We start from the raw sequence: 23,906 nt of genomic DNA, 5'->3' as shown, positions 1-23,906 counted from the left end.
TCTGTGTGGGCACTCGTTGATGATAATCCAATTAGAAATTTCTCTAAATAAAGAGGGGTTTCAAATTAGGTTTCAATGATACGAAGTGACCATTGAATCGAAAGATTCAGCACAGTCAATTCAAACATTACTTTATGTAATGTTCAGTATTCATTGAGCCTCCCCTGTTTATTTAGGGAATCAAAACTTTAAATTGAAGAGTTTGATCATGGCTCAGATTGAACGCTGGCGGCAGGCCTAACACATGCAAGTCGAGCGGAAACGAGTTAACTGAACCTTCGGGGAACGTTAACGGCGTCGAGCGGCGGACGGGTGAGTAATGCCTGGGAAATTGCCCTGATGTGGGGGATAACCATTGGAAACGATGGCTAATACCGCATAATAGCTTCGGCTCAAAGAGGGGGACCTTCGGGCCTCTCGCGTCAGGATATGCCCAGGTGGGATTAGCTAGTTGGTGAGGTAAGGGCTCACCAAGGCGACGATCCCTAGCTGGTCTGAGAGGATGATCAGCCACACTGGAACTGAGACACGGTCCAGACTCCTACGGGAGGCAGCAGTGGGGAATATTGCACAATGGGCGCAAGCCTGATGCAGCCATGCCGCGTGTATGAAGAAGGCCTTCGGGTTGTAAAGTACTTTCAGCAGTGAGGAAGGGGTGTGCGTTAATAGCGTACATCTTTGACGTTAGCTGCAGAAGAAGCACCGGCTAACTCCGTGCCAGCAGCCGCGGTAATACGGAGGGTGCGAGCGTTAATCGGAATTACTGGGCGTAAAGCGCATGCAGGTGGTTTGTTAAGTCAGATGTGAAAGCCCGGGGCTCAACCTCGGAATTGCATTTGAAACTGGCAGACTAGAGTACTGTAGAGGGGGGTAGAATTTCAGGTGTAGCGGTGAAATGCGTAGAGATCTGAAGGAATACCGGTGGCGAAGGCGGCCCCCTGGACAGATACTGACACTCAGATGCGAAAGCGTGGGGAGCAAACAGGATTAGATACCCTGGTAGTCCACGCCGTAAACGATGTCTACTTGGAGGTTGTGGCCTTGAGCCGTGGCTTTCGGAGCTAACGCGTTAAGTAGACCGCCTGGGGAGTACGGTCGCAAGATTAAAACTCAAATGAATTGACGGGGGCCCGCACAAGCGGTGGAGCATGTGGTTTAATTCGATGCAACGCGAAGAACCTTACCTACTCTTGACATCCTCAGAAGCTTGTAGAGATACGAGTGTGCCTTCGGGAACTGAGAGACAGGTGCTGCATGGCTGTCGTCAGCTCGTGTTGTGAAATGTTGGGTTAAGTCCCGCAACGAGCGCAACCCTTATCCTTGTTTGCCAGCACTTCGGGTGGGAACTCCAGGGAGACTGCCGGTGATAAACCGGAGGAAGGTGGGGACGACGTCAAGTCATCATGGCCCTTACGAGTAGGGCTACACACGTGCTACAATGGCGCATACAGAGGGCGGCCAACTTGCGAGAGTGAGCGAATCCCAAAAAGTGCGTCGTAGTCCGGATCGGAGTCTGCAACTCGACTCCGTGAAGTCGGAATCGCTAGTAATCGTGGATCAGAATGCCACGGTGAATACGTTCCCGGGCCTTGTACACACCGCCCGTCACACCATGGGAGTGGGCTGCAAAAGAAGTGGGTAGTTTAACCTTCGGGAGGACGCTCACCACTTTGTGGTTCATGACTGGGGTGAAGTCGTAACAAGGTAGCCCTAGGGGAACCTGGGGCTGGATCACCTCCTTATACGATACGGATAGTTTGCTTCTGCTTTTTAAAGCGGAAACAAATAAGTCGCGATGAGTGTTCACACAGATTGATATGTTTATACACGTTAAGAGACGATACTGGGTCTGTAGCTCAGGTGGTTAGAGCGTTCGCCTGATAAGCGAGAGGTCGGTGGTTCAAGTCCACTCAGACCCACCAATCTTCCTCCCAGAAGAATTGGCACACAGTATCAACACCTGATGGGGCTATAGCTCAGCTGGGAGAGCGCCTGCCTTGCACGCAGGAGGTCAGCAGTTCGATCCTGCTTAGCTCCACCATCTTTAAGTGTTCTTGCAAAAGAATCTTTAAAAATGGTTTCGAAAGAAACATTGCTCTTTAACAATTTGGAAAGCTGACGAATAACAACAATCCCCATCTCTTTGAGATGCGTTGTTATTCAATTAAAAGTTCTCAAATCCTATTCTTTTGAATAGGTACCAACACACATTCAAGTGTTCTTGGAAACAGCACAATTTATTGTGATGTTTAATATTTGAGTCCGGCAAAATCGTGTCTGCACATGTATAAAAATGCAGACAAACTTTGGTTGTTTGACGTAAAGACCCTTTGGGGTTGTATGGTTAAGTGACTAAGCGTACACGGTGGATGCCTTGGCAGTCAGAGGCGATGAAAGACGTAGTAACTTGCGATAAGCCCAGATTAGGTAGTAACAACCATTTGAGTCTGGGATTTCTGAATGGGGAAACCCACTAGCATAAGCTAGTACTGTTAACTGAATACATAGGTTAACAGGGCGAACCGGGGGAACTGAAACATCTAAGTACCCCGAGGAAAAGAAATCAACCGAGATTCCGAAAGTAGCGGCGAGCGAAATTGGACTAGCCCTTAAGCTTTTAATGAGACAGGTGAAGGCTCTGGAAAGTGCCGCGATACAGGGTGATAGCCCCGTAACCGACATCTCATCATCAGTGAAATCGAGTAGGGCGGGACACGTGATATCCTGTCTGAATATGGGGGGACCATCCTCCAAGGCTAAATACTACTGACTGACCGATAGTGAACCAGTACCGTGAGGGAAAGGCGAAAAGAACCCCTGTGAGGGGAGTGAAATAGAACCTGAAACCGTGTACGTACAAGCAGTAGGAGCAGGCTTTGTCCTGTGACTGCGTACCTTTTGTATAATGGGTCAGCGACTTATATTCAGTAGCAAGGTTAACCATCTAGGGGAGCCGTAGAGAAATCGAGTCTTAACTGGGCGTCGAGTTGCTGGATATAGACCCGAAACCAGGTGATCTAGCCATGGGCAGGTTGAAGGTTGAGTAACATCAACTGGAGGACCGAACCGACTAATGTTGAAAAATTAGCGGATGACTTGTGGCTAGGGGTGAAAGGCCAATCAAACCTGGAGATAGCTGGTTCTCCCCGAAATCTATTTAGGTAGAGCCTCGGACGAATACTACTGGGGGTAGAGCACTGTTAAGGCTAGGGGGTCATCCCGACTTACCAACCCTTTGCAAACTCCGAATACCAGTAAGTACTATCCGGGAGACACACGGCGGGTGCTAACGTCCGTCGTGGAGAGGGAAACAACCCAGACCGCCAGCTAAGGTCCCAAATTATAGCTAAGTGGGAAACGATGTGGGAAGGCTTAGACAGCTAGGATGTTGGCTTAGAAGCAGCCATCATTTAAAGAAAGCGTAATAGCTCACTAGTCGAGTCGGCCTGCGCGGAAGATGTAACGGGGCTAAGCTATAAACCGAAGCTGCGGCAATGCATTTTATGTATTGGGTAGGGGAGCGTTCTGTAAGCCGTTGAAGGTGAGTTGTAAAGCTTGCTGGAGGTATCAGAAGTGCGAATGCTGACATGAGTAACGATAAAGGGGGTGAAAAACCTCCTCGCCGGAAGACCAAGGGTTCCTGTCCAACGTTAATCGGGGCAGGGTAAGTCGACCCCTAAGGCGAGGCCGAAAGGCGTAGTCGATGGGAAACGGGTTAATATTCCCGTACTTCAACTTATTGCGATGGGGGGACGGAGAAGGCTAGGTGGGCCTGGCGACGGTTGTCCAGGTTCAAGTGCGTAGGCTTGAGAGTTAGGTAAATCCGGCTCTCTTTAAGGCTGAGACACGATGTCGAGCACCTACGGGTGTGAAGTCATTGATGCCATGCTTCCAGGAAAAGCCTCTAAGCTTCAGATAAGTTGGAATCGTACCCCAAACCGACACAGGTGGTCGGGTAGAGAATACCAAGGCGCTTGAGAGAACTCGGGTGAAGGAACTAGGCAAAATGGTACCGTAACTTCGGGAGAAGGTACGCTCTTGACGGTGAAGTCCCTTGCGGATGGAGCTATTGAGAGTCGCAGATACCAGGTGGCTGCAACTGTTTATTAAAAACACAGCACTGTGCAAAATCGTAAGATGACGTATACGGTGTGACGCCTGCCCGGTGCCGGAAGGTTAATTGATGGGGTTAGTCTTTGGACGAAGCTCTTGATCGAAGCCCCGGTAAACGGCGGCCGTAACTATAACGGTCCTAAGGTAGCGAAATTCCTTGTCGGGTAAGTTCCGACCTGCACGAATGGCGTAATGATGGCCACGCTGTCTCCACCCGAGACTCAGTGAAATTGAAATCGCTGTGAAGATGCAGTGTACCCGCGGCTAGACGGAAAGACCCCGTGAACCTTTACTACAGCTTGGCACTGAACATTGACCCTACATGTGTAGGATAGGTGGGAGGCTTTGAAGACGGTACGCCAGTATCGTTGGAGCCGTCCTTGAAATACCACCCTTGTAGTGTTGATGTTCTAACTTAGACCCGTTATCCGGGTTGAGGACAGTGCCTGGTGGGTAGTTTGACTGGGGCGGTCTCCTCCCAAAGAGTAACGGAGGAGCACGAAGGTGGGCTAATCACGGTTGGACATCGTGAGGTTAGTGCAATGGCATAAGCCCGCTTGACTGCGAGAATGACAATTCGAGCAGGTGCGAAAGCAGGTCATAGTGATCCGGTGGTTCTGAATGGAAGGGCCATCGCTCAACGGATAAAAGGTACTCCGGGGATAACAGGCTGATACCGCCCAAGAGTTCATATCGACGGCGGTGTTTGGCACCTCGATGTCGGCTCATCACATCCTGGGGCTGAAGTCGGTCCCAAGGGTATGGCTGTTCGCCATTTAAAGTGGTACGCGAGCTGGGTTTAGAACGTCGTGAGACAGTTCGGTCCCTATCTGCCGTGGGCGTTGGAAGATTGAAGGGGGCTGCTCCTAGTACGAGAGGACCGGAGTGGACGAACCTCTGGTGTTCGGGTTGTGTCGCCAGACGCATTGCCCGGTAGCTAAGTTCGGAATCGATAACCGCTGAAAGCATCTAAGCGGGAAGCGAGCCCTGAGATGAGTCTTCCCTGACCCCTTGAGGGTCCTAAAGGGTTGTTCGAGACTAGAACGTTGATAGGCAGGGTGTGTAAGCGTTGTGAGGCGTTGAGCTAACCTGTACTAATTGCCCGTGAGGCTTAACCATACAACACCCAAAGGGTTTTGATGGACTCAAAGCAAGAGCAGATTGAATGTGTAGAGAACACAAAACAGCTTTCCGAATTATTAAGTTCTAGGAACTTAAACAGAATTTGCTTGGCGACCATAGCGATTTGGACCCACCTGATTCCATGCCGAACTCAGAAGTGAAACGAATTAGCGCCGATGGTAGTGTGGGGTTTCCCCATGTGAGAGTAGGACATCGCCAGGCTTTAAATCTGCACTTGCTTAGTGAATAAGCAAGTCACCATAAAGTTCTAATTTAGTTTAGAGTTTTATGTTGACTTTCAACGCAGACAGCGTATTATACGCGTCCTGCCTAAGTGCTAACGCACTGAAAGCACAGCTCTTTAACAATATAAACCTATCAATCTGTGTGGGCACTCGTTGATGATAATCCAAATAGTTTCTTCGGAAACAATTTAGGTTTCAATGAACTGAGTGACCATTTGAATGAGCAATCATTCGAGCACAGTCAATTCAAGTTTTCTAGCAACTAGCTTCTAGTCACTAGGAACTTATCAGTATTCATTGAGCCGACAAAATCTTAAATTGAAGAGTTTGATCATGGCTCAGATTGAACGCTGGCGGCAGGCCTAACACATGCAAGTCGAGCGGAAACGAGTTAACTGAACCTTCGGGGAACGTTAACGGCGTCGAGCGGCGGACGGGTGAGTAATGCCTGGGAAATTGCCCTGATGTGGGGGATAACCATTGGAAACGATGGCTAATACCGCATAATAGCTTCGGCTCAAAGAGGGGGACCTTCGGGCCTCTCGCGTCAGGATATGCCCAGGTGGGATTAGCTAGTTGGTGAGGTAAGGGCTCACCAAGGCGACGATCCCTAGCTGGTCTGAGAGGATGATCAGCCACACTGGAACTGAGACACGGTCCAGACTCCTACGGGAGGCAGCAGTGGGGAATATTGCACAATGGGCGCAAGCCTGATGCAGCCATGCCGCGTGTATGAAGAAGGCCTTCGGGTTGTAAAGTACTTTCAGCAGTGAGGAAGGGGTGTGCGTTAATAGCGTACATCTTTGACGTTAGCTGCAGAAGAAGCACCGGCTAACTCCGTGCCAGCAGCCGCGGTAATACGGAGGGTGCGAGCGTTAATCGGAATTACTGGGCGTAAAGCGCATGCAGGTGGTTTGTTAAGTCAGATGTGAAAGCCCGGGGCTCAACCTCGGAATTGCATTTGAAACTGGCAGACTAGAGTACTGTAGAGGGGGGTAGAATTTCAGGTGTAGCGGTGAAATGCGTAGAGATCTGAAGGAATACCGGTGGCGAAGGCGGCCCCCTGGACAGATACTGACACTCAGATGCGAAAGCGTGGGGAGCAAACAGGATTAGATACCCTGGTAGTCCACGCCGTAAACGATGTCTACTTGGAGGTTGTGGCCTTGAGCCGTGGCTTTCGGAGCTAACGCGTTAAGTAGACCGCCTGGGGAGTACGGTCGCAAGATTAAAACTCAAATGAATTGACGGGGGCCCGCACAAGCGGTGGAGCATGTGGTTTAATTCGATGCAACGCGAAGAACCTTACCTACTCTTGACATCCTCAGAAGCTTGTAGAGATACGAGTGTGCCTTCGGGAACTGAGAGACAGGTGCTGCATGGCTGTCGTCAGCTCGTGTTGTGAAATGTTGGGTTAAGTCCCGCAACGAGCGCAACCCTTATCCTTGTTTGCCAGCACTTCGGGTGGGAACTCCAGGGAGACTGCCGGTGATAAACCGGAGGAAGGTGGGGACGACGTCAAGTCATCATGGCCCTTACGAGTAGGGCTACACACGTGCTACAATGGCGCATACAGAGGGCGGCCAACTTGCGAGAGTGAGCGAATCCCAAAAAGTGCGTCGTAGTCCGGATCGGAGTCTGCAACTCGACTCCGTGAAGTCGGAATCGCTAGTAATCGTGGATCAGAATGCCACGGTGAATACGTTCCCGGGCCTTGTACACACCGCCCGTCACACCATGGGAGTGGGCTGCAAAAGAAGTGGGTAGTTTAACCTTCGGGAGGACGCTCACCACTTTGTGGTTCATGACTGGGGTGAAGTCGTAACAAGGTAGCCCTAGGGGAACCTGGGGCTGGATCACCTCCTTATACGATACGGATAGTTTGCTTCTGCTTTTTAAAGCGGAAACAAATAAGTCGCGATGAGTGTTCACACAGATTGATGGTTTATGTAGTTTAAGAGAAAGAACATCCCCCAAGATGTTCAACTTAGTGTCCCGTTCGTCTAGAGGCCTAGGACACCGCCCTTTCACGGCGGTAACAGGGGTTCGACTCCCCTACGGGATACCATTGGGTCGTTAGCTCAGTTGGTAGAGCAGTTGACTTTTAATCAATTGGTCGCAGGTTCGAATCCTGCACGACCCACCATTCTCTCCACGAGAATGAAAAAACAATGTGGGCGATTAGCTCAGTTGGGAGAGCACCTGCCTTACAAGCAGGGGGTCACTGGTTCGAGCCCGGTATCGCCCACCATTCTCTAAATGTTTTTGGATAGACTTCTCCAAACCACTTCAGTAAAGCGTACGTGGTTGGAATTCTCGACGCCGAAAGTCTTTAGAAAATGTAACTTCCTTGTGAAGAAACATAGCTCTTTAACAATTTGGAAAGCTGACGAATAACAACAATCCCCATCTCTTTGAGATGCGTTGTTATTCAATTAAAAGTTCTCAAATCCTATTCTTTTGAATAGGTACCAACACACATTCAAGTGTTCTTGGAAACAGCACAATTTATTGTGATGTTTAATATTTGAGTCCGGCAAAATCGTGTCTCCATCATGTTTAAAAAATTGGAGACAACTTTGGTTGTTTGACGTAAAGACCCTTTGGGGTTGTATGGTTAAGTGACTAAGCGTACACGGTGGATGCCTTGGCAGTCAGAGGCGATGAAAGACGTAGTAACTTGCGATAAGCCCAGATTAGGTAGTAACAACCATTTGAGTCTGGGATTTCTGAATGGGGAAACCCACTCGCATAAGCGAGTACTGTTAACTGAATACATAGGTTAACAGGGCGAACCGGGGGAACTGAAACATCTAAGTACCCCGAGGAAAAGAAATCAACCGAGATTCCGAAAGTAGCGGCGAGCGAAATTGGACTAGCCCTTAAGCTTTTAATGAGACAGGTGAAGGCTCTGGAAAGTGCCGCGATACAGGGTGATAGCCCCGTAACCGACATCTCATCATCAGTGAAATCGAGTAGGGCGGGACACGTGATATCCTGTCTGAATATGGGGGGACCATCCTCCAAGGCTAAATACTACTGACTGACCGATAGTGAACCAGTACCGTGAGGGAAAGGCGAAAAGAACCCCTGTGAGGGGAGTGAAATAGAACCTGAAACCGTGTACGTACAAGCAGTAGGAGCAGGCTTTGTCCTGTGACTGCGTACCTTTTGTATAATGGGTCAGCGACTTATATTCAGTAGCAAGGTTAACCATCTAGGGGAGCCGTAGAGAAATCGAGTCTTAACTGGGCGTCGAGTTGCTGGATATAGACCCGAAACCAGGTGATCTAGCCATGGGCAGGTTGAAGGTTGAGTAACATCAACTGGAGGACCGAACCGACTAATGTTGAAAAATTAGCGGATGACTTGTGGCTAGGGGTGAAAGGCCAATCAAACCTGGAGATAGCTGGTTCTCCCCGAAATCTATTTAGGTAGAGCCTCGGACGAATACTACTGGGGGTAGAGCACTGTTAAGGCTAGGGGGTCATCCCGACTTACCAACCCTTTGCAAACTCCGAATACCAGTAAGTACTATCCGGGAGACACACGGCGGGTGCTAACGTCCGTCGTGGAGAGGGAAACAACCCAGACCGCCAGCTAAGGTCCCAAATTATAGCTAAGTGGGAAACGATGTGGGAAGGCTTAGACAGCTAGGATGTTGGCTTAGAAGCAGCCATCATTTAAAGAAAGCGTAATAGCTCACTAGTCGAGTCGGCCTGCGCGGAAGATGTAACGGGGCTAAGCTATAAACCGAAGCTGCGGCAATGCATTTTATGTATTGGGTAGGGGAGCGTTCTGTAAGCCGTTGAAGGTGAGTTGTAAAGCTTGCTGGAGGTATCAGAAGTGCGAATGCTGACATGAGTAACGATAAAGGGGGTGAAAAACCTCCTCGCCGGAAGACCAAGGGTTCCTGTCCAACGTTAATCGGGGCAGGGTAAGTCGACCCCTAAGGCGAGGCCGAAAGGCGTAGTCGATGGGAAACGGGTTAATATTCCCGTACTTCAACTTATTGCGATGGGGGGACGGAGAAGGCTAGGTGGGCCTGGCGACGGTTGTCCAGGTTCAAGTGCGTAGGCTTGAGAGTTAGGTAAATCCGGCTCTCTTTAAGGCTGAGACACGATGTCGAGCACCTACGGGTGTGAAGTCATTGATGCCATGCTTCCAGGAAAAGCCTCTAAGCTTCAGATAAGTTGGAATCGTACCCCAAACCGACACAGGTGGTCGGGTAGAGAATACCAAGGCGCTTGAGAGAACTCGGGTGAAGGAACTAGGCAAAATGGTACCGTAACTTCGGGAGAAGGTACGCTCTTGACGGTGAAGTCCCTTGCGGATGGAGCTATTGAGAGTCGCAGATACCAGGTGGCTGCAACTGTTTATTAAAAACACAGCACTGTGCAAAATCGTAAGATGACGTATACGGTGTGACGCCTGCCCGGTGCCGGAAGGTTAATTGATGGGGTTAGTCTTTGGACGAAGCTCTTGATCGAAGCCCCGGTAAACGGCGGCCGTAACTATAACGGTCCTAAGGTAGCGAAATTCCTTGTCGGGTAAGTTCCGACCTGCACGAATGGCGTAATGATGGCCACGCTGTCTCCACCCGAGACTCAGTGAAATTGAAATCGCTGTGAAGATGCAGTGTACCCGCGGCTAGACGGAAAGACCCCGTGAACCTTTACTACAGCTTGGCACTGAACATTGACCCTACATGTGTAGGATAGGTGGGAGGCTTTGAAGACGGTACGCCAGTATCGTTGGAGCCGTCCTTGAAATACCACCCTTGTAGTGTTGATGTTCTAACTTAGACCCGTTATCCGGGTTGAGGACAGTGCCTGGTGGGTAGTTTGACTGGGGCGGTCTCCTCCCAAAGAGTAACGGAGGAGCACGAAGGTGGGCTAATCACGGTTGGACATCGTGAGGTTAGTGCAATGGCATAAGCCCGCTTGACTGCGAGAATGACAATTCGAGCAGGTGCGAAAGCAGGTCATAGTGATCCGGTGGTTCTGAATGGAAGGGCCATCGCTCAACGGATAAAAGGTACTCCGGGGATAACAGGCTGATACCGCCCAAGAGTTCATATCGACGGCGGTGTTTGGCACCTCGATGTCGGCTCATCACATCCTGGGGCTGAAGTCGGTCCCAAGGGTATGGCTGTTCGCCATTTAAAGTGGTACGCGAGCTGGGTTTAGAACGTCGTGAGACAGTTCGGTCCCTATCTGCCGTGGGCGTTGGAAGATTGAAGGGGGCTGCTCCTAGTACGAGAGGACCGGAGTGGACGAACCTCTGGTGTTCGGGTTGTGTCGCCAGACGCATTGCCCGGTAGCTAAGTTCGGAATCGATAACCGCTGAAAGCATCTAAGCGGGAAGCGAGCCCTGAGATGAGTCTTCCCTGACTCCTTGAGAGTCCTAAAGGGTTGTTCGAGACTAGAACGTTGATAGGCAGGGTGTGTAAGCGTTGTGAGGCGTTGAGCTAACCTGTACTAATTGCCCGTGAGGCTTAACCATACAACACCCAAAGGGTTTTGATGGACTCAAAGCAAGAGCAGATTGAATGTGTCGAGAACACAATAACAGCTTTCCAGATTAAAGAATTTGCTTGGCGACCATAGCGATTTGGACCCACCTGATTCCATGCCGAACTCAGAAGTGAAACGAATTAGCGCCGATGGTAGTGTGGGGCTTCCCCATGTGAGAGTAGGACATCGCCAGGCTTACATTTCGTTTTTAGATTTTAGAAAAATCTAAAGGCAAAAGCTTAGACTTAGAGTCTAACCAGTGCGGAGCGGTAGTTCAGTTGGTTAGAATACCGGCCTGTCACGCCGGGGGTCGCGGGTTCGAGTCCCGTCCGCTCCGCCACTTATTCAGACAAAGCCCTAGCGTTTCTGCTAGGGCTTTTTCGTATCTATGGGATTGATTTGGTCTTCGACCAACGAGTCCCGCAAAAGGTTTGCCCGTTGACTGCAACCCCAGCCGTCCGCCACTTATTTAGAAACCCAGTCTTCGTACTGGGTTTTGCCGTTTTGGTAGCCCGTTGCTGACGCAACGGGCTTCTAGCGCTTGAGGGCAATAGAGAGAGTAGCCTCTTTTAGAAAACGAACTGACGCCATTCAAACCAAATATCTGATTATTCTTGCTCATGACAACCGCGAGACCTGAGTTAACGATTTGATAGGTAGAGCAACGATGCAATCTTTGTTTTGTTCTAAGCGGTTTTAGCTAGGTAATTTCTGAACATCTAGTTAATGCGATCGGTAGGATGTATTGCGTAAGAGGTGTCATAGCTGGATGTCTGTGTAACACGACATTCTTTGAGTAATGGCTGCATCCTTCTCTACAGCGAAATGTTGTTAGACATAAAAAAGCCACTCGATTAGGAGTGGCTCTGTTTGAACTGTTGAATGTCTATTATGCAACAGGCTCTTTAATCAGAGTTAATGCCTTCTTTGATACTTCGTGGGCGGCGTTGGTTAGGTTCTGTCTTTCTAGGGCGGTTGCCAAATAACTATAGTCCGAAACACTCGAACGAACGCTAAGGGCCTTCTCTAGATGTTGCTGTGCTTGCTGCCAATGCTCGTTACGTAAATAGAGTTGAGCGAGTGCACTGTTCGCCGCCGCGTTATTGCCATCTTTACGAAGAACGCCTTCTAAGAATGTTATTGCGGGATGGTTGTCGGCAAGTCTTAGCTGGGGAATCAATTGATAAAGGTCACTATTGGGATGCTTTTTAAGTGTCTCTTTGAGTAAAGTGAATGCTTCGTGATCGGCTTGTCGTGAGATAAGTTGCTCTGCGAAACATTGCACTAAGTGCAGATCAGCCTTCACTTTTCTCGATAGACTGTTCCAATGAGCGATTAATCCTTCGCTGCCATTATTCTCCGCAACTTCTTTGATCAGCCCACATTGCGCGCGCTGAATGAGCGGCAGTTGCTCTTGTTCGCTAATAATGTTGCTTTTGACCAGCTTGGGTACCAAATCTAGCAATGGCTGCCAAAGCTTCAGCTCAATGTAAACCTGTTTGAGCAGATTTAACACGATAGCGTTATTCGGGTAGCTGCTTTTTAGGTTAGAGAGGGTATCAAAAGCTGCATTGTAATTAGCATCTCTAATCTGCTGTTTGGCTCGAGTGAGCTCTACCGCGAGCTGTGCATTCTCCTGCTGAGCGGCGAGTTCTAGATAGCGGTCACGCTGTTTGGTGTCGCCTAGACCTTGTGCGGCTTCAGAGGCGACTAGATAGCACAATAGCGGCATATCATGATGATTCGCCCACTTGGTGACCTTTTTCTCCGCTTGTTTGAAGTCACCTTCGAGCAGTTTAATGATGCCTTCATTGGTATAGCGGCGTGAACGGCGCATCTTGCGCACGCTGAAATAGTTCCATGTTGCTGAGCTAGCGTAGAGTACCTTCTTGACCAAGTATTCTAAGCCGAACAATGCCGCTAAAGCGGCGATGATGAATATCACCAATGTCGTAACACTCATCTCAATGGTCTTTTCGGCGATAGAGATCAACACATAGCCTTGCTGGCCAGAGTATTGAGTGCCGGCGAACAGCCCGAGTCCAAGGACGACAAATAGAAAAATCATGCGAAACATTATTTATCCTCCGTGACCAGCGTGGTGACTTCACGGCGTAAACGTTCGCGAATCACGTCAGACAGTTGCTGCTGAGTTTCGAGCTTGACTGGATAATCAACTTGAACTTGTTGCTGGCTTAGCTGTTCGAGCGCTTTGTTAAACTCTATCACTTGATTTGCGTCTTGATTGAAGAAGGTCGCAGACCACTTATCCGCCGTTGTTAGCGCCGTGGTGTATATTTCTTGCTGTTCTACATATACCGCTTTAATTGCGGTCTCCAACTTAGCTTTAATATTCTCTTTAAGATAGAAATGCTGTTGTGGCGAAAGTAACGGGATGACATTTCCGTCTCGAGTGCGGAAGGTAATAAAGTTCTCAGAAAAGTCTTTCAGCGAGGTGAGCAAGTTATCTTGCCAATCGACAATATCTTGTGAAACGACTTGTTGTTGCTGCTGTTCCGCTTCTGGGAGCAGGGCATTGGCAAGAGGCAGATTATCTACCTGCTGTTGCAGAGCGGTAATGCGCAATACCAGGCCTTCACGGTCAATATTTGGAATGGTTTTCAACTTAGTAATATCGTTCGCCATTGATTTACGCAGCGGCACTAGGCTTGGGTCATTCAATGCGGCAATACGTTGATCGGCGCTTTCCATCAATCGAGTCGCACTTTCGACATCATGTTCAAGAAACAGCTTACGTCCAGCGAGTTTGACTAAGTAGTCTGCTTCAGCAAGCAGCCAATCGTTGGGGCGGCGACCTTTGACATCAGCCATTGCCACCTGCAAGCTTTCAATGCTCTTTTGCTGTTGAGCTAATACCGTTTCAGCGCGGTGAGTCATTTCGCTCGCTTTAGCCAGAGTCTGTTGAGTGGCTGACTCGAGCTGAGATTGCATGGCGGATTGAGTCTGGGTCAGTTGATTCTGCAGCGCTTCAATTTGGGTTTGGTACTCGGCTTGCTTCTGCTGCATTTGGAATGTGAGTCCGCCACCGAATATCAGTGAGAGAATAATAGCAACCGTACCCAGTTTGACACCGCGCTTGCCCTGTTTCTCTTCCAGTATCACTGGCTCTGGTGCTGGTTCTGCTTGAGCTTCAGTATTGATGGTCTCTTCGGTATGGTTCGATTGGTCAGACGCTTGAGTTTCTAATTGATTTGCTTCTTCTACCTGATGTTCTTCGCGGTCAGGGGCAATGTTGTCTTTGTTATTTTTACTTGTCATTACTTATATCCTGTTGGGTTGGCCGGAGAGCAGCCAATAACACTGAATTCGAGGCACTGAAGGTGTTGGTCACCACTTTAAAACCGGCTTCTCGTGCTTGTTGTGCGATACGCTCACTGGGTACCCATAAGTGGAGCGTAAATAACCAGTTCTGTTGAGCAGGCGTCAATTGTGATAGCAAGTGCTCTAACTGACCTGAACTGGTGACGATCAATTGAGTTATCTGTTTATCTTGCCAGATTGGGATCAGTAAATCTGAGCGGAGAGCGAGGTTTTGTCGCTTGTAGACTTCGCGATACTCAACCTTAGCTTTGCGGGCGGATAGGGTGTCAAAGATCAGCTCTCGACCCCCGTTACCACGCAGAATCAATACTCGTTTTCCTGATACCTCGCTTAGGGCATCCAAACTCAGCAGATGCTCACTATCGCTGCGCTCAGGGTAGTGTACTTTTTGTTGGGTGACTTTGCTTAAAACATGTGCAGTTTTTTGACCAACGCCAAGGTAGGTTGCGCTTGTGGGCCAGAGGTGGGCTTGTTGAGTGAGGTACTGATCGGTTGCTGTAACGGCGTGCTGACTGACGGCAATGATGATATCAAAATCATCAATGGCAGTTTCTAACCCGGAAAGCTGCTCTCCGGGAGTAATGTCGATCAGAGGCTGGTGATAGCTGGCTACCCCCGCCTCGGAAAGTTGCTGACAAAGCTCGAGGCCTTGTTGTCCCGGCCGTGTGACCAGCACTGCCATTATAGTTACTCGTGTTCCGCGTAGAGTTTAGTCAGAATCTCTTTTGCACCATCTGCCAATAGTTGGTTGGCAAGTTCTACACCAAGAGCTTCAGCATCAGTACGAGAACCACGGATCTCACCACGAACAATCTTTGAACCGTCCGGTTCGCCAACTAAAGCGCGTAGCCAGATGTTGTCGCCATCGATAATTGAGTAGCTACCGATTGGCACCTGGCAGCCCCCCTCTAGGGTTAAGTTCATTGCTCGCTCGCACAGCACTCGATCTGTGGTCTCTTTGTGGCTAAGTGGCTCAAGCAATTTGATTAAACGCTCGTCATCAAGACGACACTCAATACCCACCGCCCCTTGACCAACAGCCGGCAGAGATTGTTCTGGCTCGATGATGCTCTTGATACGTGCTTCTAACTTAAGGCGCTTAAGGCCTGCGGCGGCAAGAACAATGGCATCATACTCACCCGCATCCAGCTTAGCTAAGCGGGTACCAACGTTTCCACGTAGCTCTTTGATCACCAAATCGGGACGGGCTTCTTTAAGCTGACATTGGCGACGCAGACTACACGTGCCCACGATAGCGCCTTGCGGTAAGTCGTCGATGCTGTTGTAGGTATTGGAAACAAACGCATCACGCGGATCTTCACGTTCGCAAATGGTGACCAGCCCTAATCCCGGTGGGAAATCGACAGGGACATCTTTCATTGAATGGACGGCAAGGTCGGCGCGCCCTTCCAACATCGCCACTTCCAATTCTTTTACAAACAAGCCTTTGCCACCGACTTTTGCCAGTGGTGTGTCCAAAATGATGTCACCTTTGGTCACCATAGTGACCAACTCAACTTCTAAGCCTGGGTGAGCTTGTTGTAAAGCATCTTTAACGAAATGAGCTTGCCAGAGTGCGAGTGGACTTTTGCGTGTCGCGATACGAATTGGAGAGTTATCAGTCATAGTCTTCTAGTGGTAACAAGTGAATGGACATCATCCTACCATTGTCGGATAAAAAAGCATTACTGCATACTCAATCGGTTGAGAGATAGCTGTCGCTAGCACATAATCATCAAAAGAGTGTGATTTATGTCTCGTTTGTAAAATAGGCTATTATTATTAATAGTAGTTACGTACCACACTAACAGCGGCAAAATCAGATGGACAAAAATGTGTCGAATCGATCGTACATTTCTTTACCAATCCGAAGAAAAATGATAGATTGATCACGTTTTGTTGGTGCTTTAGAACAATTAATAGTCAAGGCGCCATCTAGGAAATGATTCAAGGAAACTCCCTTGCAGGCTTACACCAAGACGCTTACAACTCGACTCGATAATCTCAACCAGCAACGCATTGAGCGTGCGCTGGCTCTTATGGATCTGTCCAGTCAACGAGTGTTCCATTTGATTCCTACCCTTCTTCATTTCAACCATCCGCTATTCCCTGGCTATTATGACGCGAATGTTCCTTATGGGATTCGTGACTTTGAGCTGAATGAGATTCAACAGCAGTTTGTTGAAGATACTGAGCTGACTATTGGCCAACCACTCTCGACCAGTGAGCATCCTGAGATTTACGGCCTATACACGATGGGTAGTACTTCTTCGATTGGTCAGAGCACGTCGAGTGATTTAGATATTTGGGTGTGCGTTTCGCCAAAGATGGATTGTGAGGCGCGTGAAAGTTTGACCAATAAGTGTTTGCTGATTACCGATTGGGCACAGACTCAAGGGGTTGAAGCCAATTTCTTTTTGATGGACGAACAGCGTTTTCGCTCGAATCACTCTGAAGCGATGACAGGGGATAACTGCGGTTCGTCACAGCACCTGTTATTACTTGATGAGTTTTATCGCAGTGCGGTGCGTTTAGCGGGTCAGCGCCTGCTGTGGCAAATTGTGCCGCCAGAGATGGAAGAGTGCTACGACGAATACGTCCAAGATCTGTGCAGTAAAGGCCATATCGATTGTAGTGATTGGATTGATTTCGGTAAGCTAAACCGAATTCCAGCCGAAGAGTATTTCGGATCCAACCTATGGCAGTTGTACAAGAGTATCGACTCGCCTTACAAATCGGTACTTAAAGCCATTCTGCTTGAGGCGTATTCGTGGGAGTACCCACATACTCAACTGCTCAGTATCGACACCAAACGACGTTTTTTTGCTCACGAACCAGACCTGTATGGTATGGATGCGTATTACTTAATGCTAGAGAAGGTCACTCGTTATCTTGAGCGGGTGGGTGATACGACTCGCCTTGATTTAGTTCGTCGCTGTTTCTATCTCAAAACTCACGAGAAGTTGTCACGTGAGCCCAATGCAGGTTCGGTGGCTTGGCGACGTCAGGCGCTGGGTGAAATGGTCGAACAGTGGCAGTGGTCGAGTGACGTGATTGCCGAGTTAGACGATCGCCGAAACTGGAAAGTCGAACAAGTTAAAGTGGTGCATCATGCCTTGCTTGATGCCTTGATGCAAAGCTATCGAAACTTGATTCAGTTTGCGCGTCGCAATGACATTACTTCGGCGATCAGCCCTCAGGACATCAGCATTCTAGCGCGTAAACTCTATGCTGCGTTTGAGGTGTTACCAGGCAAAGTCACGCTACTGAATCCTCAAATTTCGCCCGATTTGCACGAGCCGGATCTGACCTTTATCGAGGTACGTCCTGGACGCACCAACAAAGCCGGTTGGTATCTCTACAAGCAACCGCTCACACCACATCGAATTATTGGTCAGGCGCCGCTCGAACATAACGAGTATTTGAGTAAATTGGTCGCTTGGTCATTTTTTAATGGCTTAATTACTGAGTCGACACGTTTGCACTCTGTGATCCGCGATGCACATCTTGATATCGACAAGTTCTATCAGATGGTCAGTGACTTACGTAACACCTTCTCGCTGCGTAAGCGCCGCCCGACCATGCAAGCATTGTCGAGCCCATGCGAGATCAGCCAGTTGGCGATGTTCATCAACTTTGAGAATGACCCTACCACCGAATTAAGTGGTAAATCACTGAAACTGGATCCGAAAACGACCGACATCTTTAGCTTTGGCGCGGAACAGAATAGCCTAGTTGGCAGTGTTGATCTGGTTTACCGTAACTCTTGGCATGAAGTGCGTACTCTGCATTTCCAAGGCCAAACCGCGATGTTAGATGCGCTGAAAACGGTACTGGGTAAGATGCACCAAGATGCGATTCCACCCGAATCGGTCGATGTGTTCTGCTACAGCAAGAACTTACGTGGTGTGATGCGCAACAAAGTGTATCAGCTACTGGCAGAGTGCATTGATTTGCGCCTCAAGCCGGTAGAGCAAGAGAAGCGTCGCCGTTTTAAGGCGCTACGCCTAGGTCAGCAAACTTTTGGTCTGTTTTTCGAACGTCGAGGCGTTTCGGTGCAGATGCTCGAAAATTCGGTCGACTTCTATCGCAGTATCTCCACCAACAAACTGCAAGGTTCGCCATTATTAATGCTCGATAAAGAGCAAGACTACCAGATGCCGGAAGTGATCGATGGTTTTGCCAGTGAAGGCCTAGTGCAGTTCTTTTTCGAAGATAACGACAAAGGCTTCAACATCTATGTGTTAGATGAGGCAAACCGAGTGGAAGTGTATCACCAGTTTAAAGGTGAGAAAGATGAGATGATCGCGAGCGTCAACAGCTTCTACACTTCAGTTCAAGACGATAACTCTGTCTCCTCCAAATTGATCAATTTCAATTTGCCTCAGTACTACCAAATCGTTCATCCTGAAGATGACGAACCGTATATTGTCCCATACCGAAATGATGGGGCGAGTTACTCAAGACCGAGTAAAATCGTCAACGGATAAGCAAAAAAGAGCATCTGAGATGCTCTTTTTTTATGTGTTGCGTGGAGGTTGCTTAAGCCCAATCGATCGCTTCGTTGGCGTGTTTTTCACACTCTTGCTTAACCATAGCGATTAACTCAAGCCCGGTTTTCGAGCAGCGCCACTCTTGGTCCACATAAGCAAAGTGAAAACCGCCGGATTTCGAGGCTAACCAAACTTCTTTCATCGGCTCCTGACGATTGATAATAATCTGGCTACGATCCTCAAATTCTAGGGTCATCACATTACCAGACGTCTCATAATCGATGTCTGCGCCTGAATCATCAATCAATTCTTCGATGATTTGCATTTGAACATCTACCAGTTGATGAAATTCAGTCTCATTCATCCTATCTATCCTATTGCTTTTCTTGAGTGTGGTGCGATTATAGGGGGCATTGACAGAATAATCACGATACAACCGATGAAAAAATCACTCATAACACTCTTTATCGTTTCAGTCCTTGGGCTAGCGGGCTGTGGGCAAACAGGGCCACTTTACATGCCAGAAGATGCTCAACAAAATGAGCAGCCGACGCAATAATTAAAATCAGAATATAAGGGAAAGTACTTTGGATTACTTCAACTATCAGGATGATGGCCAACTATGGGCCGAAGGTGTCGCATTAACCGACCTGGCCGAGCAGTTTGGCACGCCTCTCTATGTTTATTCTCGTGCGACGTTGGAGCGTCATTGGCACGCTTTCGATAAATCGGTCGGTGAGCATCCACATTTGGTTTGTTATGCAGTGAAAGCGAACTCTAACTTGGGTGTACTTAATGCGTTGGCACGTTTAGGTTCGGGCTTTGATATCGTCTCTGGTGGTGAGCTTGAGCGAGTGATCGCGGCAGGTGGTGAACCGAGCAAAGTGGTTTTCTCTGGCGTTGGCAAAACAGAAGCGGAAATGAAGCGCGCGCTTGAACTTGGGATCAAGTGTTTCAATGTTGAGTCTGAGCCGGAGCTCGAGCGACTAAACAAAGTGGCTGGTGAGCTTGGGGTGAAAGCGCCGATTTCACTACGCATCAATCCTGATGTTGATGCCCATACCCACCCTTATATCTCTACGGGTCTACGTGACAACAAGTTCGGTATCGCATTTGACCGAGCGCCGGCGGTGTACCAGTTTGCTTCAAGTCTCGAACATCTGACGGTGAAGGGCATCGACTGCCATATCGGATCGCAGCTTACTGATATTGAACCATTTATTGATGCGACAGATAGACTGCTCGCGCTGATAGATGACCTTAAAGCGCAAGGCATTACCATTGAGCACTTGGATGTTGGTGGCGGTCTTGGCGTTGTGTACCGTGATGAGTTGCCGCCAGAGCCGTCGGATTATGCAAAAGCCTTGTTGGGTCGTTTGACTAATCATCAAGACCTCGAGTTGATCTTTGAGCCGGGTCGCGCGATTGCTGCCAATGCCGGTTTATTGCTGACCAAGGTTGAGTTTCTTAAGCACACCGAGCACAAGAACTTCGCCATCATTGATGCGGCGATGAATGATCTGATGCGTCCTGCGCTCTATCAGGCGTGGCAAGATATTGTGCCAGTAGCGCCGAGAGAGGGTGAGGCTTTGACCTATGATTTGGTTGGCCCTATTTGTGAAACGGGGGACTTCTTAGGTAAAGATCGCTCATTGGTGCTGCAAGAGAACGATCTATTAGCCGTGCGCTCTGCGGGTGCGTATGGTTTTGTGATGTCCTCTAACTACAATACACGTTGCCGCGCCGCTGAAGTGATGGTCGATGGCAACCAAGCGCATTTAGTTCGCGAGCGAGAACAGCTCTCGAGTTTGTGGGCGCTTGAAAACGTACTTCCGGAGTAATTGAAGTCCTATGCATTTCCATTTTTCTAAAATGCACGGTTTGGGTAATGACTTCATGGTCGTCGACTGCATTACGCAAAACATTTTCTTTTCCCCTGATTTGATCCGTCGCTTGGCGGATCGTCACACTGGCGTAGGTTTTGACCAACTGCTGGTGGTTGAAGCACCGTATGACCCGGAAACCGACTTCCACTATCGAATTTTTAATGCCGATGGCAGCGAAGTGGAACAGTGTGGTAATGGTGCGCGTTGTTTTGCCCGGTTTGTGCGTATGAAGGGCTTAACCAATAAGTACAGCATCAGTGTTAGCACTAAAAAGGGTAAAATGGTGCTCAACATTGAAGAAGATGATCAGGTGACGGTCAACATGGGCGTCCCTGAGTTTGAGCCAAGTAAGATCCCGTTTAAAGCCAAACAAACTGAAAAAACCTACATTCTCCGCACTGAAGAGCACACGCTATTTTGTGGCGCGGTCAGCATGGGTAACCCACATGTGGTGACCGTGGTGGATGACGTCACCACCGCAGACGTGGAAACATTAGGTCCGTTACTCGAATCACATGAACGATTCCCAGAGCGAGTCAATGCGGGCTTTATGCAGGTCGTCAATCGCAATGAAGTGAATCTGCGCGTGTATGAGCGCGGTGCAGGTGAAACCCAAGCCTGTGGTAGCGGTGCCTGTGGCGCGGTTGCGGTCGGTATTGTGCAAGGGGTGCTTGATGATAACGTCACCGTGCGCCTGCCAGGCGGGACGCTCAACATTCGTTGGCAAGGGCCAGGCAAGCCGCTTTACATGACAGGACCGGCAACCCATGTGTTTGACGGTCAACTTAGCTGCTAATACTAACAAGGAATTCAAGTGTCTCAAATTGAAGCGGATGCACTGACGGCCGAAGCGGTGGCCGAATATCTACGTGACAATCCGGACTTTTTTAACCATCGCCGCGAGTTGGTTGACAGACTGGCCCTGAACCACCAAGAGCAAGGTGCCGTGTCGCTGGTTCATGTACAAATGAACCGTCAAAGGCAGCGGATTGAAGAGCTGGAAGAAGAGATCACCGCGCTAATGTCATTGGCAAAAAGTAACGATCAAACCTTTCATGAGTTTATGCAGTTGCAAGAGCAGATCCTCAAATGTGATGCCTTGGCTGATGTGGTGAAAGCGATTGAAGAGATGGCCAAATCATTGGGGTTAGTAGCGTATTTACGTCTGTTTAATAGTGAGTCGACTCGCTATGGACTGAGCCGCGAGCACTACCAACGTTTTGCAACTAATCATCTTAATGGCAAAGAGGCCTACCTCGGTCGGATGCGTAAAGTCGACCGTGAACTGCTGTTTGGTGAACGCTCACACGCGCCAGAAATGGGATCGTATGTGGTATTGCCGTTGCAGAAAAAGCATCTACAAGGGGTATTGGTGTTTTCCAGCAGTGATGGGGGACATTTTCAGCCGCATATGGACACCTTATTTTTACGCCACTTGGCGCTCGTTGTGTCGCATTTGATTGACGCTCTGCCATGGCAAAGTGACGAACATGAGCGAATCAGCCACACCTCTGCCTAACGGCCTACAAGCTCCCCTCGAACGCTTCTATGAATATTTACGGAGCGAAAAGGGGTTGAGCCTACACACTCAGCGTAACTACAAACAGCAGTTGCAAACCATGGCGCAGCACCTGCACCACCTTGGCCTCAAACATTGGCAACAAGTGGATGCAGGCTGGGTGCGCCAGTTGGCCAGCAAGGGCATGCGCGAGGGCATGAAAGCCAGCAGTTTGGCCACCCGTCTTTCGTCATTGCGTAGCTTTTTTGATTTTCTGATCTTACGTGGAGAAATGAGTGCCAATCCAGCCAAAGGCGTTTCAGCGCCGCGTAAAAAGCGTCCACTGCCGAAGAATCTCGATGTCGATGAAGTCAGTCAACTGCTTGAGGTGAATGAGGATGATCCGTTGTCGATTCGAGATCGAGCCATGATGGAGCTGATGTATGGCGCAGGTTTGCGTTTGGCGGAAATGGTCAGTGTCAATGTCAAAGACGTTAGCTTGTCGTCCGGCGAACTGCGCGTCGTGGGTAAAGGTGACAAAGAGCGCAAAGTCCCGTTTTCGGGCATGGCGGCCGAATGGGTGGGTAAGTGGCTAAAAGTGCGCCCGACGTTAGCAAAGTCTGATGAGCCAGCGCTGTTTGTATCAAAGTTGGGTGGTCGAATTTCTCACCGCAACGTGCAAAAGCGTATGGCTGAGTGGGGGCAAAAACAAGCGGTCTCAAGCCATATTAGTCCGCATAAATTACGCCATTCATTTGCGACACATGTGCTGGAGTCGAGCAATAACCTGCGAGCGGTACAAGAGCTGCTCGGACATGAAAACATCTCGACAACGCAAATCTATACCCACTTAGATTTCCAGCATCTCGCTCAAGTTTACGACCAGGCTCATCCACGAGCGAAAAAGAAGGGCAGTGACTAATGCGGTTTTTTCGTCAGCTACATCCAATCAAAGCGATGACATTCGATCTCGACGATACTCTGTATGACAACCGGCCTATTATTCGTCAGGTCGAGCAGCAAATGGTGCAGTGGCTGCATCGTACCCATCCGATTTCAGCTACCCAACCGTTGAGCTGGTGGCGCGATCTCAAGCTGCAACTGGCACAGCAAGATACTTGGCTGGTGAATGATGTGACGTTATGGCGCTTCAAGCAAATCGAACAGGGGCTAACCCAACTGGGTTATAGTGCAGCACAGGCGCAGCAAGCGGCACAAGAGGCGATAGATAAGGTGCTAAGCTTGCGCAGTGATTTTACCGTACCGCAACAGACACATACGGTTATGAGTGAGCTTGCCCAGCGCTTGCCGCTGGTGGCCATCACTAATGGTAACGTCGATGTCGAGAAAATTGGCTTAGCAGACTACTTTTCTTTGGTGCTCAAAGCTGGGCCCGATGGTTACGCCAAGCCTCACCGGCAGTTGTTTGACAAGGCGCAGCAACACCTAGCGGTCACAGCCGAAAATATTCTCCATGTTGGCGATCACCTGATCAGTGATGTGCTCGGCGCGAAGCAAAGCGGTTTGCAAGCCTGCTGGTTCAACGATCAACAGGTCGATATCTATCGCACAGCTAAAGCACGAATATTACCCGATGTGGAAGTCAACCATTTGCATCAGTTACTGCAGTTGAGTGCGAGGTAACTATCATCCGCTAAAATCAGCGCTTTTCTTGAGAGTAACGATCCATT

The 23,906-nt window shown here is 49.1% G+C and carries 12 protein-coding genes, 6 tRNA genes and 6 rRNA genes; 19 read left to right on the top strand and 5 right to left on the bottom strand.

Annotation, left to right across the window (positions count from 1 at the left end):
- Window positions 1–190 precede the first annotated feature (190 nt).
- The 12 genes from MTO69_RS13030 (at window position 191) to MTO69_RS12975 (ending at window position 11,336) form a co-directional block, all read left to right on the top strand.
- Window positions 191–1,742, top strand: a 16S ribosomal RNA gene (locus tag MTO69_RS13030).
- 103 nt (window positions 1,743–1,845) lie between these two features.
- Window positions 1,846–1,922, top strand: a tRNA-Ile gene (locus MTO69_RS13025).
- A 43-nt stretch (window positions 1,923–1,965) separates the two neighbouring features.
- Window positions 1,966–2,041, top strand: a tRNA-Ala gene (locus MTO69_RS13020).
- Window positions 2,042–2,342: 301 nt separating this feature from the next.
- A 23S ribosomal RNA gene (locus MTO69_RS13015) occupies window positions 2,343–5,232 on the top strand.
- A gap of 109 nt (window positions 5,233–5,341) precedes the next feature.
- A 5S ribosomal RNA gene (rrf, locus tag MTO69_RS13010) occupies window positions 5,342–5,457 on the top strand.
- Window positions 5,458–5,795: 338 nt separating this feature from the next.
- Window positions 5,796–7,347: ribosomal RNA gene (locus MTO69_RS13005) — 16S ribosomal RNA — on the top strand.
- A 125-nt stretch (window positions 7,348–7,472) separates the two neighbouring features.
- Window positions 7,473–7,548 (top strand) — tRNA-Glu (locus MTO69_RS13000).
- A 2-nt stretch (window positions 7,549–7,550) separates the two neighbouring features.
- Window positions 7,551–7,626 (top strand) — tRNA-Lys (locus MTO69_RS12995).
- 29 nt (window positions 7,627–7,655) lie between these two features.
- Window positions 7,656–7,731 (top strand) — tRNA-Val (locus MTO69_RS12990).
- A 364-nt stretch (window positions 7,732–8,095) separates the two neighbouring features.
- A 23S ribosomal RNA gene (locus MTO69_RS12985) occupies window positions 8,096–10,985 on the top strand.
- 90 nt (window positions 10,986–11,075) lie between these two features.
- A 5S ribosomal RNA gene (rrf, locus tag MTO69_RS12980) occupies window positions 11,076–11,191 on the top strand.
- The 16S, 23S and 5S rRNA genes sit together here with 6 tRNA genes alongside, the layout of an rRNA operon.
- A gap of 68 nt (window positions 11,192–11,259) precedes the next feature.
- A tRNA-Asp gene (locus MTO69_RS12975) sits at window positions 11,260–11,336 on the top strand.
- 549 nt (window positions 11,337–11,885) lie between these two features.
- Here MTO69_RS12975 and MTO69_RS12970 read toward each other — a convergent pair.
- The 4 genes from MTO69_RS12970 to hemC are packed head-to-tail and all read right to left on the bottom strand — an operon-like array spanning window position 11,886 to window position 15,964.
- Window positions 11,886–13,073, bottom strand: coding sequence for a heme biosynthesis protein HemY (locus MTO69_RS12970; protein ID WP_248329799.1), 1,188 nt, complete (start codon window positions 13,071–13,073; stop codon window positions 11,886–11,888).
- Entirely contained in the window at window positions 13,073–14,275 is a 1,203-nt protein-coding gene (locus tag MTO69_RS12965) for a uroporphyrinogen-III C-methyltransferase (protein WP_248329796.1), read from the bottom strand. The genes MTO69_RS12970 and MTO69_RS12965 overlap by 1 nt, the downstream gene beginning before the upstream one ends.
- Complete coding sequence (locus tag MTO69_RS12960; RefSeq protein ID WP_248329794.1) at window positions 14,265–15,020, bottom strand: uroporphyrinogen-III synthase; 756 nt, start codon at window positions 15,018–15,020, stop codon at window positions 14,265–14,267. The genes MTO69_RS12965 and MTO69_RS12960 overlap by 11 nt, the downstream gene beginning before the upstream one ends.
- 5 nt (window positions 15,021–15,025) lie before the next feature.
- Window positions 15,026–15,964 carry a hydroxymethylbilane synthase gene (gene hemC / locus MTO69_RS12955; protein ID WP_248329792.1) on the bottom strand — a complete coding sequence of 313 codons (939 nt, stop codon included), beginning with the start codon at window positions 15,962–15,964 and terminating at the stop codon, window positions 15,026–15,028.
- A 335-nt stretch (window positions 15,965–16,299) separates the two neighbouring features.
- On the opposite strand from hemC, the gene MTO69_RS12950 reads away from it, so the two are divergent.
- The gene (locus MTO69_RS12950; protein ID WP_248329790.1) at window positions 16,300–18,828 is read left to right on the top strand and encodes a class I adenylate cyclase; all 2,529 of its coding nucleotides are present in this window, start codon (window positions 16,300–16,302) and stop codon (window positions 18,826–18,828) included.
- Between the two features lie 52 nt (window positions 18,829–18,880).
- On the opposite strand, the gene cyaY is transcribed toward MTO69_RS12950, so the two are convergent.
- Window positions 18,881–19,195: an iron donor protein CyaY gene (gene cyaY / locus MTO69_RS12945; protein ID WP_248329789.1), complete on the bottom strand. Its 315-nt coding sequence runs from the start codon at window positions 19,193–19,195 to the stop codon at window positions 18,881–18,883.
- Window positions 19,196–19,270: 75 nt separating this feature from the next.
- Here cyaY and lptM point away from each other — a divergent pair, with 75 nt between their 5' ends.
- The 6 genes from lptM to yigB are packed head-to-tail and all read left to right on the top strand — an operon-like array spanning window position 19,271 to window position 23,859.
- Entirely contained in the window at window positions 19,271–19,390 is a 120-nt protein-coding gene (lptM, locus tag MTO69_RS18925) for an LPS translocon maturation chaperone LptM (protein ID WP_432715637.1), read from the top strand.
- A gap of 28 nt (window positions 19,391–19,418) precedes the next feature.
- Window positions 19,419–20,672, top strand: a complete 1,254-nt coding sequence (lysA, locus tag MTO69_RS12935) for a diaminopimelate decarboxylase (protein WP_248329785.1) — start codon at window positions 19,419–19,421, stop codon at window positions 20,670–20,672.
- 10 nt (window positions 20,673–20,682) lie between these two features.
- Window positions 20,683–21,513, top strand: a complete 831-nt coding sequence (dapF, locus tag MTO69_RS12930; protein ID WP_248329783.1) for a diaminopimelate epimerase — start codon at window positions 20,683–20,685, stop codon at window positions 21,511–21,513.
- A gap of 18 nt (window positions 21,514–21,531) precedes the next feature.
- Window positions 21,532–22,236, top strand: a complete 705-nt coding sequence (locus MTO69_RS12925; protein ID WP_248329781.1) for a DUF484 family protein — start codon at window positions 21,532–21,534, stop codon at window positions 22,234–22,236.
- Window positions 22,208–23,137 (top strand): tyrosine recombinase XerC, encoded by a 930-nt coding sequence (gene xerC / locus MTO69_RS12920; RefSeq protein ID WP_248329779.1) that lies wholly within the window; start codon window positions 22,208–22,210, stop codon window positions 23,135–23,137. The genes MTO69_RS12925 and xerC overlap by 29 nt, the downstream gene beginning before the upstream one ends.
- Complete coding sequence (yigB, locus tag MTO69_RS12915) at window positions 23,137–23,859, top strand: 5-amino-6-(5-phospho-D-ribitylamino)uracil phosphatase YigB (protein ID WP_248329777.1); 723 nt, start codon at window positions 23,137–23,139, stop codon at window positions 23,857–23,859. Before xerC ends, yigB begins: the two co-directional genes overlap by 1 nt.
- Window positions 23,860–23,906 lie beyond the last annotated feature (47 nt).

The organism is Vibrio sinaloensis (assembly GCF_023195835.1).
GTDB lineage: Bacteria > Pseudomonadota > Gammaproteobacteria > Enterobacterales > Vibrionaceae > Vibrio > Vibrio sinaloensis_C.
This window is presented reverse-complemented; position numbering and strand designations above follow the sequence as displayed.